The organism is Mycobacterium sp. 050272 (assembly GCF_039023525.1).
Classification (GTDB): Bacteria; Actinomycetota; Actinomycetes; order Mycobacteriales; family Mycobacteriaceae; genus Mycobacterium.
In genome coordinates, this window is record NZ_JBCHKV010000013.1 from 115,552 (window position 1) to 129,590 (window position 14,039).

The 14,039-nt window shown below is 68.6% G+C and carries 14 protein-coding genes; 7 read left to right on the top strand and 7 right to left on the bottom strand.

Annotated elements, in window-relative coordinates:
* Positions 1 to 96: 96 nt before the first annotated feature.
* Together AAHS21_RS22410 and AAHS21_RS22415 are read right to left on the bottom strand one after the other, a co-directional pair.
* A complete protein-coding gene (locus tag AAHS21_RS22410; protein ID WP_342929744.1) occupies positions 97 to 816 on the bottom strand; it encodes a TIGR03089 family protein in 720 nt (239 codons plus the stop codon).
* The gene (locus tag AAHS21_RS22415) at positions 804 to 2,267 is read right to left on the bottom strand and encodes an LCP family protein (protein ID WP_342929745.1); all 1,464 of its coding nucleotides are present in this window, start codon (positions 2,265 to 2,267) and stop codon (positions 804 to 806) included. The genes AAHS21_RS22410 and AAHS21_RS22415 overlap by 13 nt, the downstream gene beginning before the upstream one ends.
* Before the next feature lie 87 nt (positions 2,268 to 2,354).
* Between AAHS21_RS22415 and rfbD the strand changes: the two genes are divergently transcribed.
* The 3 genes from rfbD to AAHS21_RS22430 are packed head-to-tail and all read left to right on the top strand — an operon-like array spanning position 2,355 to position 5,233.
* Positions 2,355 to 3,263 (top strand): dTDP-4-dehydrorhamnose reductase, encoded by a 909-nt coding sequence (gene rfbD, locus AAHS21_RS22420; protein WP_342929746.1) that lies wholly within the window; start codon positions 2,355 to 2,357, stop codon positions 3,261 to 3,263.
* Positions 3,256 to 4,152, top strand: coding sequence for a glycosyltransferase family 2 protein (locus AAHS21_RS22425; RefSeq protein WP_342929747.1), 897 nt, complete (start codon positions 3,256 to 3,258; stop codon positions 4,150 to 4,152). Before rfbD ends, AAHS21_RS22425 begins: the two co-directional genes overlap by 8 nt.
* A gap of 1 nt (position 4,153) precedes the next feature.
* Positions 4,154 to 5,233 carry an NDP-sugar synthase gene (locus AAHS21_RS22430; protein WP_342929748.1) on the top strand — a complete coding sequence of 360 codons (1,080 nt, stop codon included), beginning with the start codon at positions 4,154 to 4,156 and terminating at the stop codon, positions 5,231 to 5,233.
* On the opposite strand, the gene AAHS21_RS22435 is transcribed toward AAHS21_RS22430, so the two are convergent.
* From AAHS21_RS22435 to cofD, 4 genes are read right to left on the bottom strand one after another with little or no spacing between them, the layout of a single operon-like run.
* Positions 5,215 to 5,769: an NUDIX domain-containing protein gene (locus AAHS21_RS22435; protein WP_342929749.1), complete on the bottom strand. Its 555-nt coding sequence runs from the start codon at positions 5,767 to 5,769 to the stop codon at positions 5,215 to 5,217. The two genes, AAHS21_RS22430 and AAHS21_RS22435, sit on opposite strands and share 19 nt — an antisense overlap.
* Positions 5,766 to 7,355, bottom strand: coding sequence for a class I SAM-dependent methyltransferase (locus tag AAHS21_RS22440; RefSeq protein ID WP_342929750.1), 1,590 nt, complete (start codon positions 7,353 to 7,355; stop codon positions 5,766 to 5,768). Before AAHS21_RS22440 ends, AAHS21_RS22435 begins: the two co-directional genes overlap by 4 nt.
* Before the next feature lie 10 nt (positions 7,356 to 7,365).
* Positions 7,366 to 8,718 carry a coenzyme F420-0:L-glutamate ligase gene (locus AAHS21_RS22445; protein WP_342929751.1) on the bottom strand — a complete coding sequence of 451 codons (1,353 nt, stop codon included), beginning with the start codon at positions 8,716 to 8,718 and terminating at the stop codon, positions 7,366 to 7,368.
* The gene (cofD, locus tag AAHS21_RS22450; protein WP_342929752.1) at positions 8,715 to 9,704 is read right to left on the bottom strand and encodes a 2-phospho-L-lactate transferase; all 990 of its coding nucleotides are present in this window, start codon (positions 9,702 to 9,704) and stop codon (positions 8,715 to 8,717) included. Before cofD ends, AAHS21_RS22445 begins: the two co-directional genes overlap by 4 nt.
* A 291-nt stretch (positions 9,705 to 9,995) precedes the next feature.
* Between cofD and AAHS21_RS22455 the strand changes: the two genes are divergently transcribed.
* A complete protein-coding gene (locus AAHS21_RS22455; RefSeq protein ID WP_341477073.1) occupies positions 9,996 to 10,367 on the top strand; it encodes a WhiB family transcriptional regulator in 372 nt (123 codons plus the stop codon).
* A gap of 17 nt (positions 10,368 to 10,384) precedes the next feature.
* On the opposite strand, the gene AAHS21_RS22460 is transcribed toward AAHS21_RS22455, so the two are convergent.
* A complete protein-coding gene (locus tag AAHS21_RS22460; RefSeq protein WP_025737691.1) occupies positions 10,385 to 10,807 on the bottom strand; it encodes a metallopeptidase family protein in 423 nt (140 codons plus the stop codon).
* A 173-nt stretch (positions 10,808 to 10,980) separates the two neighbouring features.
* On the opposite strand from AAHS21_RS22460, the gene AAHS21_RS22465 reads away from it, so the two are divergent.
* The 3 genes from AAHS21_RS22465 to AAHS21_RS22475 all read left to right on the top strand — a co-directional run bounded on the left by AAHS21_RS22465 (position 10,981) and on the right by AAHS21_RS22475 (position 14,038).
* The gene (locus AAHS21_RS22465; protein WP_342929753.1) at positions 10,981 to 11,463 is read left to right on the top strand and encodes a DUF3499 domain-containing protein; all 483 of its coding nucleotides are present in this window, start codon (positions 10,981 to 10,983) and stop codon (positions 11,461 to 11,463) included.
* A 68-nt stretch (positions 11,464 to 11,531) separates the two neighbouring features.
* The gene (locus tag AAHS21_RS22470; RefSeq protein ID WP_342929754.1) at positions 11,532 to 12,929 is read left to right on the top strand and encodes a phosphomannomutase/phosphoglucomutase; all 1,398 of its coding nucleotides are present in this window, start codon (positions 11,532 to 11,534) and stop codon (positions 12,927 to 12,929) included.
* Positions 12,926 to 14,038, top strand: a complete 1,113-nt coding sequence (locus tag AAHS21_RS22475) for a TobH protein (protein ID WP_342929755.1) — start codon at positions 12,926 to 12,928, stop codon at positions 14,036 to 14,038. Before AAHS21_RS22470 ends, AAHS21_RS22475 begins: the two co-directional genes overlap by 4 nt.
* Position 14,039: the final 1 nt, after the last annotated feature.

The window sequence follows — 14,039 nt, forward strand, 5'->3', positions numbered from 1 at the left end:
AGTTCTGTCGGTGGCGCGAACAGCCCAGTTCTCGCGCCGTCCACTTCATGCTTCCACGAAATTTACATCAATGTATAGCGATATCAATATGTCCTGTCAGAGGACGCGGGTGACCTTTTCGGTCTCGACACGGCGCTGCATTGCCGACGGATCGGGGTTGGCCACCTGCACCAGCGAGGCGCCGACGGACATGATCGCCAGCAGGCCGTCGACCAACTCGGCGGGGCCCGGCCACGCGGCGGTGGAAAGCACCCGGTCCTTGGCCGTCAAACCCCTTGCCGCCGCCGAGCTTTCGCAGTCGGCCAGGACTTCTTCGACGGAGCGGCCGGCCAGCGCGGGGCCGGGATGGCGTTCGGCGACGATCTGGTCGCCATGCACCCGCACCGCGGTGGCGTAGTCGGTGACGCCGATCGGCAGATCGGGCGCGGGACGACCGAACGGATCCAGCGACAACACCGCGACCTCGCCACCGGGTTCGACCGCCTCGTCGGCCTCGTCGAGCCGTTCGATGGTGCACAGTGCCAGGTCGGCCGGCCCGTCGAGCACCGCCTCGGCGCCGATCCACCACACCCCGAACAGGACCGCCGCGGTCTGCCAATGCGCCGGCAATAGGATCGCCACCCGGCTGGCCGGGCCCGCCCCCAACTCATCGCGTAATAGGTTGCCGGTCTTGGCCGCCCAGTTGGCCAGGGTCACCGCGGACAACTCGATGCGCTCGCCGGAGGCGTCGTCGTAATAGGTGATGCGCGGGCCGACCGGCTCGGCGGCCAGCATCGGATCGAGGATCGCCCCGGATAGCGTGGTCAGTTGATGCACTCCGGCTTGTCACTGCCGGCCGTCAGGATCGGTGAGGGCGCGGGAACATTCGGATCGGTGGCCGATTGGTTCGTCACCCGTGCCGGGGCGGTCGTGCCGCCGGACAGGCCCGAGCCCGGTCCCGTGTAGTCGTTGGCCAGCACCACCCGGACCGATCCCGGCGCCAGCGACGCATCTGCGACGACGGGCAACCCGCCCAGCTCCTTGGAGACTTCCTGGGCTCCCATGTCGTCGGGCTTGTTGGCCCGCACCTGGCTGGATTTGACGTGGCCGCCGTCGTTGTTTCCCGCCGCACCGGTGGTGAATCCCTTGGAGCTCAACACATCTGACACCGCGGCCGCCAGTCCGTTGATGTCGGTGTCGTTGACGACGGTGGCGGTGGTCTTGGCGGGTGTGTAGGCGAGTTGTTCGGTTTTGCCCTGATCCTGGTCGTGCAACAGGCCGGCCACCCAGTCCTGAACCTGGTGTGGGTCCACCCGCACCACGCTCTGCATGCCGTCGTCGCTCCAGCCGGCCCCGTCGAGCACCGGGATCGTCGCGAAGGCGACGTTACCGCCGGCCAGCTTCTGCAGCTGCTGGACGAAATCCATGACATCCCAGCCCTGGGAGATCACCACCGAGCGCTGCACCGCGGCCTCCAGCTTTTTCAGCGTGCCGGGGCTGGACAACGTCTGGCCCGAGATCACCCGGTGGGCCAGCGACGCCATCACGACCTGCTGGCGTACCACCCGGTCGAGGTCACCGCGCGGCAGGTCGTGGCGCTGACGCACGAAGCTGAGCGCCTCTGCGCCGTCCAGCTTTTGCGGACCGGCCGGGAAGTCTGCACCCGAAAGTGGTTCGTATACAGCATCTTTGAGGCACACATTGACGCCGCCGAGCGCATCGGTGATCAAAGCGAAGCCCAGCAGCCCGATCTCGGCGTAGTGGTCGACGGTGACGCCGGTGAGGTCGGCGACGGTCTTGATCAAGGCCTCGCGGCCGGCCTCGGTTCCCTGAGTGGCGGCGTCCTCGGCCGAATCGCCGGCCTTGACCAGGTTGGTCCGCTTGGCTTCCCGGGTTTGGCCGTAGACGCCGTTGATCTTCGTCTTGCCCAGACCGGGCGCCACCACATAGGAGTCGCGCGGAATCGAGATCGCGGTGGCCGACTTACCGTTGTTCGGTATCCGGACCAGGATGATGGTGTCGGTGTTGGTGGCTTCCTCGTCACCGGCCTTCAGCGTCGCCAGCTCCTCGGCGGTCAACGGGTTGCCGTGCGCGTCGGTGCGGCTGTCCAGGCCGACCAGCAGGATGTCGATCGCGCCGTCGTCGCCGCCCTTGCCCAGCGAGGGGGCCGACATGTGAAAGATGCCGTCTTCGAATGCTCGGACGTTGTTCCACGCCACGCCAGTGCCGAGAACGACGACGACGGCTAGCACAGTGGCAACAACACGAACCACACGATGCACAGGCATCACACTAGGTTACTTGCGACACAGTCGCTTCCCGGGTAGCCAGCGGCGGCGTGGCCCGAGCTTTCCCGGACATGCCAGACTCGAACCATGTCGGGCAGGATCGTTGTCACCGGAGCCGGTGGCCAGCTGGGCGGGTGTTTGGCGGCCCGAGGCGTTGAGCAGGGGCGTAACGTCCTCGCGCTGACGTCCGCGCAGTGGGACATCACCGACCCGGCCGCCGCCGAGGCGATCGTGACAAGCGGAGATGTCGTGATCAATTGCGCTGCCTACACCGATGTCGATGGCGCCGAGAGCGACGAAGCGCGCGCGTACGCGGTCAATGAGGCCGCGCCGGCGCACATCGCGCGGGCCTGCGCGCGGGCCGGCGCCCGGCTGATCCACGTCTCGACCGACTTCGTTTTCGCCGGTGATTACGCCGATCCCCATCCGTTCGAACCCGGCGACGAGACCTCGCCGCGCGGCGTCTACGCATGCAGCAAGCGCGCCGGCGAGGTCGCCGTGCTGGCGGCGCTGCCGGAGGCCTCGCAGTGCGCTGTGGTCCGCACCGCCTGGGTGTACACCGGCGGCACCGGCAAGGACTTCGTCGCGATCATGCGCAAGCTCGCTGCCGGTGACGGGCCGATCAAGGTCGTCGACGACCAGGTCGGCTCGCCCACTTACGTCGCCGATTTGGCCGCCGCACTGCTCCAGATCGCCGACGACGGCGTGCCCGGGCCGATCCTGCACGCCGCCAACGAGGGCGCAGTCTCGCGATTCGGGCTGGCCCGCGCGGTGTTCGAGGAATGCGGCGCCGACCCCGAGCGGGTGAACCCGGTGAGCACCGCCGAATTTCCCCGTCCCGCACCCCGCCCGACCTACTCCGCGCTGTCGAGCCGGCAGTCGGCGGCGGCGGGCATGACGCCGCTGCGGCCCTGGCGCCCTGCGCTTGTCGCCGCGCTGGCCGCGTCGCGGGAGCCTGTCCCGGCCGAACGACCGATAACCTCTACGCGTGACTGACGTCCTGCCGGTCGTGACGGTGACCTACTCGCCGGGCCACCACCTCGAACGTTTTCTGGCTTCGCTGTCGCTGGCGACCGAGCGTCCGGTCAGCGTCCTGTTGGCCGACAACGGTTCCACCGACGGCGCCCCGCAGGCGGCGGTCGAGCGCTATCCCAACGTGCGGCTGTTCAGCACCGGAGGCAATCTCGGGTACGGCACCGCGGTCAACCGCGCGATCGAGCACCTGTCCGAACGCGGGGAGATCGACGAATGGGTGCTGGTGGCCAACCCCGACGTGCAGTGGGGCCCGAACAGCATCGACGCGCTGCTCGAGGCCGCTGCCCGCTGGCCTCAGGCCGGGGCGCTGGGCCCGCTGATCCACGACCCCGACGGCTCGGTGTATCCGTCGGCGCGCCATCTGCCCAGCCTGATCCGCGGCGGCATGCACGCGGTGATCGGGCCGTTCTGGAAGCGCAATCCGTGGACGGCGGCCTACCGCCAGGAGCGGCTCGAGCCCAGCGAACGGCCGGTGGGCTGGCTCTCGGGATCGTGTCTGCTGCTGCGCCGTTCGGCCTACGGCCAGATCGGCGGATTCGACGAGCGCTACTTCATGTATATGGAGGATGTCGACCTCGGCGATCGGCTCGGCAAGGCCGGCTGGCTCAACGTCTATGTGCCGTCCGCCGAAGTGCTGCACCACAAGGGCCATTCCACCGGGGACGATCCGGCCAGCCACCTCGCGGCGCATCACCGCAGCACCTATATCTTTCTGGCGGACCGGCACACCGGTTGGTGGCTGGCCCCGCTGCGCTGGGTGTTGCGGGCCTCGTTGGCGTTGCGCTCGGCTCTGATGGTGCGCAACTCGCGCCGGCAGCGTAGCGAGAAGTCCTCAGAAGGGCGGCGCTGAGTTGGCGATTTCTTCAGTGGATGCGGTGATTCTGGTCGGCGGCAAGGGCACTCGGCTTCGGCCGCTGACGCTCTCGGCGCCCAAGCCGATGCTGCCGACGGCCGGGGTGCCGTTTCTCACCCACATGTTGTCGCGCATCGCCGCGGCGGGCGTCGAGCACGTCATCCTGAGCACCTCCTATAAGGCCGGGGTGTTCGAAGCGGAGTTCGGCGACGGGTCCGCGCTCGGTCTGGAGATCGACTACGTCACCGAGGAGGAACCGCTGGGGACCGGCGGTGGCATCGCCAACATCGCGGACAAGTTGCGTTACGACACCGCGCTGATCTTCAACGGCGATGTGCTCTCCGGCGCCGACCTCGGCCAGCTGGTGGATTCGCACCGGGCCAACGAGGCCGACGTGACGCTGCACCTGGTGCGGGTAAGCGATCCGCGTGCCTTCGGTTGCGTGCCGACCGACGAGAACAACCGTGTCTTGGCCTTCCTGGAGAAGACCGAGGATCCGCCGACCGATCAGATCAACGCCGGCACCTATGTCTTCGAGCGCAACATCATCGACCGGATTCCGCGCGGGCGGCCGGTGTCGGTCGAGCGCGAGGTGTTCCCGGCGTTGTTGTCGGATCCCGACGTGAAGGTCTGCGGCTACGTCGACGCCACCTACTGGCGCGACATGGGCACCCCGGAGGACTTCGTGCGCGGATCGTCGGACCTGGTGCGCGGCATCGTCACGTCCCCCGCGCTGGGCGGCCATCACGGCGAGAAGCTGGTGCACGAAGGCGCGGCGGTGTCGCCCGGTGCGGTGCTGATCGGCGGCACGGTCGTCGGGCGCGGCGCCGAGATCGGTCCCGGCGTGCGGCTGGACGGCGCGGTGATCTTCGACGGCGTCAAGATCGAGGCGGGCAGCGTCGTCGAGCGCTCGATCGTCGGCTTCGGGGCTCGCATCGGTCCGCGCGCGCTGATCCGCGACGGGGTGATAGGCGACGGCGCCGACATCGGTGCGCGCTGCGAGCTGTTGCGCGGCGCCCGGGTCTGGCCCGGTGTCTCGATTCCCGACGGCGGGATCCGCTACTCCAGCGACGTCTGAGCCCGGCTCGTCGCGCGCGAAACCAGGTGTGCGAGCGCGTAATCCGTGCCGGGTGGCAGCGCGTCGGCCGGCCACCACCGCAAGTCGTCGGATTCGTCGCTGATCGCGATCCGCGCGTCCGACGGCGCGTGCGCGACGAATTGCAGGTCCAGATGCCGGGTCGGGATGCCCAACGAGCAGGTGACCGGGTGGACGTGAATCGCGGCCAGCTCCGGTGCGATGCGCAGATCGGGCACGCCGGACTCCTCGACGGCTTCGCGCAGGGCCGCGGTCACGATGTCGGCGTCGTCATCGTCGCAGTGGCCCCCGAGCTGAACCCAGCGGCCCAGCCGGGGATGCAGGGTCAGCAACACCTGGGTGCCGGTGTGGTCGAGCACGATCGCCGACGCCGTGACATGTCCGGCCTCGCACTCGCGGCGGCAGGCGTCGGGGCGACCGTGCACAAAGGCCAGCACTGCGTGCCGCAGCGACTCCTGCGTCGCGTCGGGTGCCCGCCAATCGGTCAGCACCGAGATGGCCGAATCGCGGATGTTCATCGGGCGCCGCGCCTGGTCCGGCGGTCGCGCAGCGTGTGCCATGCCGCTCGGCATTGCGCGACGACATCGGGTGACCAGCCGAGCCCGTCAATCAGCACATGACGGTCGACGGTGTCGAGTGCCTTCTCGATTTCGTCGGCCTTCAGCAGGAGGTCCACATCTGCGGCCAGGTCGGCGCCGGCCAGCGCCGGGGCGGGAATGGGCAGCTGCTCGGCTTCGGTCGGCTCGAGTTCCAAGATGCCTCCACCATAACTACGGCCCATGATCTCGGCGAAAGCGAACGTAGCGCTGTTGTGGAACACCGCCGCGAACGCCGCCGGGTCCGCCCGGTTTTCGGCGGGGCCCCGCAGCCGCACCCGATGTACGGTGTCGGTGCTCGTCGCCGCGGCGGCGTTGACGGCCAGCCGCGGGGCCAGGTGAATCTGGCGCAGCAGGAACAGATCGGGAACCCACAGCGACGGGGTTCGCCACCACGGCGCGCGAATCGAGCACTTATAGCCGAGGTGAACCCCGGCGGCCTCACCGGCGTCGATGTGCGTGATCAGCGCCGCATCGGCCGGCTGCTCCGGGGCGTCGAGCAGCCAGGTCCGCTGGCCGGACGCGATGTCGCTTGCCCGGCAATCGGTGTCGTAGACCAGGCCACACAGCTGGCTGCTGCGCGAGACGAGCGGGACGCAGTGTGCTTGCAGGCCCAGCTCGCGGGCCTGTGCATCGGTGAAGGTGAAGAAGCTGTTGCGGCCGGTCACGATGCCGACGTCGACGTCGGCGATGCGCCCGAGCCGCGTCATCGTGTCCGACCGGTTGAGCGTGCGCAGCAGCCGGATCGCGGCGGGGTCCAAGAAGTACTTGGTCCACTTCTCCTTCTCGTGCAGTAGCGCCGGTGCGGCTGGGCCCTCGAGGCTCGCGTGCGCGAGCGCGTCGGCGTCGGCGAGATCGATCGTCCGGATTCGCGCGGGCCCGGCACCGGCCACCCCGCAGAACAACACGACTTCCTGCAGGATGCCGTCGAAAACCAGCCGCTGAAATGTGACCAGAGTGATTTCGCGATATTGCGCGAGCAGAAATTCGCGCAATTGTGCGGCATAACCGACTTGCAGCAATTCGGCGGGCAATACCAAACCCACCCGCCCGCCGTCGCGCACCATGACCGTGCTCGCGACGACGAAAGGGACCCAGGCATTGGTCAGCCGGCTGGGGCGCAGCCCCGCACGCCGCATCAGCTCCAGTGCCGGCTCCCGTTGCCCGGACGCCCAATTGCCGAACCTGATGTAAGGCGGATTGCCCGCCACCCCGTCCCAGCCGGCCGCCTCGTTCCGGGCGATCCAGTGGAACAGATTCGCGGCGTCCACGGGAGCGAATTGTCGTGCCTTGAGCGCTTCTTCGGACACGAGTTCCACGCCCTGTACGTGCTCGCTGAGCGCGGCCAGCTCGCGCAGGATCCGGCCGTCGCCGCACGAGGGCTCGAGGATGCGGGGTCCGGCCTCGCGTACCCAGCGGGCCAGAAATCGTGCCACCGGCGCCGGCGTGTAATAGCCGCCGCGAACCTTGTCGGCCGATGCGGCCGCCTTGCCCGCGAACGTCTTCACCGGCTCAGTATCACTTGCGAATCAGCAGATCTCCGGGATTCACCGGGTCTCGCAACCCTTCGGGCTCCGCGGGGTAGCCGATCGCGATGCCGCCCATCGGCTCCCAATCGGCGGGCAGCTCCAGCTCGGCGCGGACCAAATCGGCGGCGAAGATCGTCGACCCGATCCAGCAGCTGCCCACCCCCCGAACGGCCAGCGCGACCAGCAATGCCTGCACGGCCGCGCCGACCGCGACGGTGAACATGGTGTGCTCGGCATCGGTGCGCTCATCGTCGGAATAGGTGTGGGCGCCCTCGGGCACCAGCATCGGGACGATGACCTCGGGTGCGTCGTAGAGGATTTGGCCGCGCGCCACCCGCCGATCGATCGCGTCGTCCGGCTTTCCGTCACCGGCCAGGTCGGTGCGCCACTTGTCCTTCATCCGATCGAGCAGCCGGGTCCGGGTTGCCGCGGTGCGCAGCCAGACGAACCGCACCGGACGAGTGTGGTGCGGGGCCGGCGCGGTCAGCGCCTCGGCGACGGCCGCCTCGATGAGCTCCGGTGGCACCGGCTCGGCGCTGAACCGGCGCACCGACCGGCGCGCCAACTGGGCTTCGCGCCGGCCCATCTCGACGGCTTCGGCGGTGCCGAGCCAGAACAGATCTTCGGGTCCGGGCCGCAGCAGCTGGCGCGCCGTGGTGCCGTCGTCGACGACGGTCAGCCCGCGCACGACGGCCACCGGCATCGCGGTCAGCTTGCCCTTGACCAGATCGGCCGCGGCGGCCACTTCGTCGGCCACCGCGATCTCGGTGACCACCAACTCGTTGCCGTGCTCGTCGATCGCACCCGAATAGCCGTGCAGCACAGCCAGTCCCGCTGCCCCGATCGCGGCGTCGATCTGACCGTTGCGCCAGGCGCGGCCCATCGTGTCGGTGATCACCACCGCGACGTCGACGCCGAGCCGCTCGCGCAGCGCGGCGCGCAGGGCCGCGGCACTGCCGTCGGGGTCGAGGGGCAACAGCGCGAGTTCGCTTCGGCCGACGTTGGATCCGTCGACGCCGGCGGCGGCCTGTACCAGCCCGAGTGAGTTCTCGGTGATCAGCGTTCGGCCCTTGCGGGCCAGCACCCGCACCGCCTCGTCGTCGACCAGTTTGCGCCGGAGCTCGTCACGCTCCTCGGGGTCCTCGGGCGCGCTCACCAGCCGGCCTTCGCACTTGGACACCACTTTGCTGGTGACCACGACGACGTCGCCGTCGCGCAGCCACGGGGCGGCGGCGGCGACCGCCGCACCGAGATCGTCGCCGGGGCGGAATTCGGGAAGCCCGGCCACCGGCAGGATCTCGATGGCCGCGGCGGTGCCGTGCTCTTTCGCTGCGGCCGTCACGCCGCCACGCCCGCAATATCCAGACCGGCCCGCACCATTTCAGCCGACGCCTTCGGATCACTCATTAATAGCGGCACCGCCCGCACCGCGACGCCGTCGATGTCCGCGTGATCACCCTCGTGCACCAGCCAGCAATCCAATATCCCGGTGGCGCCGCGCGCGCCGTAATATCTGCCGACCGCTTCGGCGGTGGACTCGACCCCGATCACCTCGAGGCAGGCATCAGCCATGCCGCGCAACGGTTTTCCACCGATGATCGGGGAGTAGCCGACGATCGGTGCGGGAGCCGCCCGCAATGCGCCGCGAATACCCGGCACGGCCAGGATCGCGCCGACGCTCACCACGGGATTGGACGGCGCCAGCATGATGATGTCGGCGTCGCCGATCGCGTCGAGGGCATCGGTTGTGGCACTGGCTGTTTCAGCCCCGACAAACGCGAAGCTGTGGGTGGTCACGTGGGCCCGGTAGCGCACCCACCACTCCTGGAAGTGGATCGCGCGCCGACTGTCGTCGGCCGGATCGGTGATCACCACATGGGTTTCACAACGATCGTCGCTGGCGGGCACCAACCGTGCGCCGGGTTGCCAGCGGTCGCACAACGCCGTGGTGATCTGCGAGAGCGGGTAGCCGGCGTTGAGCATCTGGGTGCGCACCAGATGCGTGCCCAAATCGCGGTCGCCGAGTTGAAACCAGTCCGGCTGCATGCCGTAACGGGCCAATTCCTCTTTGGCGTGCCAGGTTTCGTTGCGATGACCCCAGCCGCGCTCCGGGTCCACGCCTCCACCTAAGGTATACATGCAGGTGTCCAAATCCGGACAAACCCGAACCCCGTGGATCCAGGCATCGTCGCCAATGTTGACGACGGCGGTCAGCTCGTGGTCGGAAGTTTCTCCCCCGGTTGCGAACTGACCCAGCCCGAGTAATTGTTGAACACCCAGCAGGAACCGGGCGCCGCCGACCCCACCGACCAGAACGGTGACCTTCACACCGGACGACAGTACCGGCCGGGGACTTCGGCGAGCGTTTGTGATGGACACGCCGAAGGGCCGAAATAACAGAAACGCCGGAAACTGATCACGAGATGGTATGGAAATACGCCGAAACGCTTGACCCGGCAGATTAACCCGTGTCTAATCACATCAGTGTCATTTCCCGGTTGGCCGGCCGGTTCCGGTGTCGCAGACCGAGATTCGATCACTTGTTCGAATTGTCTGTTACATCAGAACAGCGGGACACAACCACTCTCTCAAAGACCAAGCTGAGGAGGCGTACGACGCATGTCTTACGAGCACCTATGGGGCGTCATGCCAAGCACTGAGCGCGCCACGATCAGCTCCGCGCCGGCGCCGATTACCCGACCCCACTTGACCGTGGTCCCTGATGCGCCAATCGCATTCGAGCCCGAGCCGTTGCCGGAGCCCGAACTGACTCCGGACCAATGGCAGGACCGCGCGCTGTGCGCGCAGACCGACCCGGAGGCCTTCTTCCCGGAGAAGGGCGGATCGACTCGCGAAGCCAAGAAGATCTGCCTGGGTTGCGAGGTACGTCATGAATGCCTGGAGTACGCGCTGGCACACGACGAGCGCTTCGGCATCTGGGGCGGCCTCTCCGAACGTGAGCGACGCCGCCTCAAACGCGGCATCATCTGACCGAGAACCCGCGTGGGTTATTCGTCGTCGATCGTCGGGTCGATGACAGTCGGTTCGACGTCGAGGTAGATGGCCACCTGCGCCACCAGAATCTCGTGCAGTAATTCGCCAAGTTCGACGGTGTCTTTAGCGCGTCGTTCGATGGGCTTGCGGAACAGGACAATTCGCGCTCGCGTCGAGTTTCCTCGAACGTCGACCCCGGCGGGGATCAAGCGGGCTAGTGCGATCGGTCCGTCGGCGACGACCTCGGGCGGCCACTGCACGCTGTCCGGATCCTTGGCGGCGATGCGCGGAATTTCGTCGACCGCCACGTCGAGTTCCGACACCCGTGATTGCCAGCGCCGCTCGATCGGTTCGTACGCCTCGAGCACCGCCATGTCGAATCGTTCGGCCCGGCTGCGCCACCCCGGCACCGTCGGCGGCAGCAAAGGGCCGCGCATATCGCGCCCGCGCCGAGTTGCCCGGTGCCCCGGCGTGCGGCCCGACGGCCGTCCGTTGCGCGGGAAACTGCGCGAATCACCCACGCGCCGATGGTAACGGTTGGACATCGTGGCCCGAACGGATGCGCGTGTCCGGCGCTTCGGCGGCGTTTGCGCACGATAGCCTTGCCGACGTGAACGTTCCCCGTCGCTGCTGCCGGCCAGGGTGCCCGCACTACGCCGTGGCGACCTTGACGTTCGTCTACTCGGACTCGACGGCCGTGGTGGGCCCGTTGGCGACTGCGCGCGAACCGCATTCGTGGGACCTGTGCGTCGGCCACGCCGGCCGCATCACGGCCCCCCGGGGGTGGGATCTCGTGCGCCACGCCGGGCCGCTGAATTCGGAGCCCACGAATCCCGATGAAGACGACCTGGTCGCGCTTGCCGACGCCGTGCGCGAACGCGGTGCGGGCCAGGCGTCCTTGCCGCACGCGGGCGGCACCGGCATGCCGTTGAACGGATTTCCCCCGCAGGCGGGAGGTACTCCCGCGTCTGCGCATCTGCACCACACCGGAGCCCAGGCCACCGCGCCCAGCAGCCATCTGCTCGCGACGCCGGAAAAACGGTCCGGTCGCCGCCGCGGGCATCTGCGGGTGTTGCCCGATCCGTCCGACTAGGGGACCGCTCGGGCCGATAGGCTGACGCTAAGAGGCAAATCAATCCACGGCGTCAAGGAGGCCCCTGCATGTCTCGGCCCGCCGCGACTGTCCACCGTGTCATCAAGGCTTATGACATCCGTGGGCTGGTCGGCGAAGAGATCGACGAGTCGCTGGTTGCCGATGTCGGGGCAGCCTTCGCCGCGCTGATGCGCGGCGAAGGCGCGCACCGCGTGGTGATCGGACACGACATGCGCGATAGCTCGCCGTCGCTCGCCGCTGCCTTCGCGGCCGGAGTGACCAACCAGGGCCTGGACGTGGTGCGGATCGGCTTGGCCTCGACCGACCAGCTGTATTACGCCTCGGGGTCACTCGATTGTCCGGGCGCGATGTTCACCGCCAGTCATAACCCCGCGGCCTACAACGGCATCAAGCTGTGCCGGGCCGGCGCTAAGCCCGTCGGTGCGGACACCGGGCTCAAAGTGATCACCGAAGACCTGATCGCCGGAGTCGCAGGCTATGACGGGGAGCCGGGGTCTATCACCGATCGCGATGTGCTCTCGGACTACGGCGAGTTCCTGCGGTCGCTGGTGGCGACCTCCGGATTGCGACCGCTGCGGGTGGCGGTCGACGCCGGTAACGGCATGGCCGGTCACACCGCACCGGCGGTGCTCGGCCCGATCGACTCGATCACGTTGTTGCCGTTGTACTTCGAGCTCGACGGGTCGTTTCCCAACCACGAGGCCAACCCGCTCGACCCGGCCAACCTGCTGGATCTGCAGTTCCACGTCCGCGAGACGGGTGCCGACATCGGGTTGGCCTTCGACGGCGACGCCGATCGGTGCTTCGTGGTCGACGAGCGCGGGATGCCGGTCTCTCCATCGACGGTGACGAGCCTGGTGGCCGCGCGGGAGCTCGGCCGCGAAATCGGCGCCACCGTCATCCACAACCTGATCACGTCGCGGGCGGTGCCCGAGCTGGTCGTCGAGCGCGGCGGTACACCGTTGCGCTCGCGCGTCGGACACTCCTATATCAAGGCGCTGATGGCCGAAACCGGTGCGATCTTCGGTGGCGAGCATTCCGCGCACTATTACTTCCGTGACTTCTGGGGCGCCGACTCGGGGATGCTGGCCGCGCTGTATGTACTGGCCGCTCTCGGTGAGCAGGACCGGCCGCTGTCCGAGCTGACCGCGGACTACCAGCGCTACGAGTCGTCCGGTGAGATCAATTTCAAGGTGGCCGACGCCGCACAGTGCGTGGACGCCGTGTTGAAGTCGTTCGGCAGCCGGATCCACTCCATCGACCACCTGGACGGGGTGACGGTGGATTTGGGCGACGGCAGCTGGTTCAACCTGCGCACCTCCAACACCGAGCCGCTGCTGCGGCTGAATGCGGAGGGCCGCACCACCGAGGCCGTCGAAGCGATGGTCGCCGAGATCAGCGCAGAAATCGCCGGACAGGTGCAGCGCCATGAGGGTGTGCCGTGAACGCCACCCGGGCGATCGATCTCGAAGACACCGACGGCCTGATCGCCGCCGACCGGCAGGGCCTGTTGCGGTCCGCCTCGTCGGCCGGTGCGCAGGTGCGGGCCATCGCCGCCGCGGTCGAGGAGGGCGAGCTGGACTCGCTGCGCAGCGGCGACCGGCCACGCAGCGTGATCTGGGTGGCCGGGCGGGGCACCGCCGAGACGGCCGGGGCGATGCTGGCCGCGACGCAGGGCGGCGCGGCGTCCGCGCCGATCGCGATCGTCGGCGAGGCCCCGCCGTGGATAGGCCCGCTCGACGTGCTGATCGTCGCCGGCGACGACCCCGGCGACCCGGCCCTGGTCGGAGCCGCCGCGACCGGGGTGCGCCGCGGTGCACGGGTTGCCATCGTCGCGCCGTACGAAGGTCCGCTGCGCGACTCCACCGCCGGGCGCGCCGCGGCGCTGGCGCCGCGGCTGTGGTTTCCCGACGAGTTCGGCCTGTGCCGGTACCTGGCCGCCGGCTTGGCGACGCTGCAAACCGTGGACCCCCGACTGGACATCGACCTGCCGGCGCTCGCCGACGAGCTGGACGCCGAAGCGCTGCGCAACAGCGCGAGCCGTGACCTGTTCACCAACCCGGCCAAGACCATTGCCGCGCGCTTGTCGCACCACCCGGTGGCACTGGCAGGTGACTGTCTCGCGACGCTGGCGCTGGCGCGACATGGCAGTTCGCAGCTGCTGCGGATCGCGCACCAGGTGGTCGCCGCCACCGGGCTGGCCGATGCGGTGGTGGCGCTGCGTGAGCCCGTCCATGTCGGTGATGGCGCGGCGCCGCTGGATGCGCTCTTTCACGACGAACAAATCGACGGGCCGCTGCCCGAGCGAATGCGGGTGCTGGCGTTCACGCTGGCCGGCGACCGGACGGTGGTGGCCGCTCGGGTGGCCGGGCTGGACGAGGTCTACCTGATCGCGGCCCACGACGTGCCCGAAGCTCCCGGCGGCGTGGGCGGGTCCGGCGGCCTGGTCGGGGCGGTGGCGCCGGGAGGCGCGACCCGCCCCGAACAGCAACTGGCAGTATTGGCCGTTCGGCTGGAGATGGCCGCTGTTTACTTGCGACTGGTGCGGGGATAGA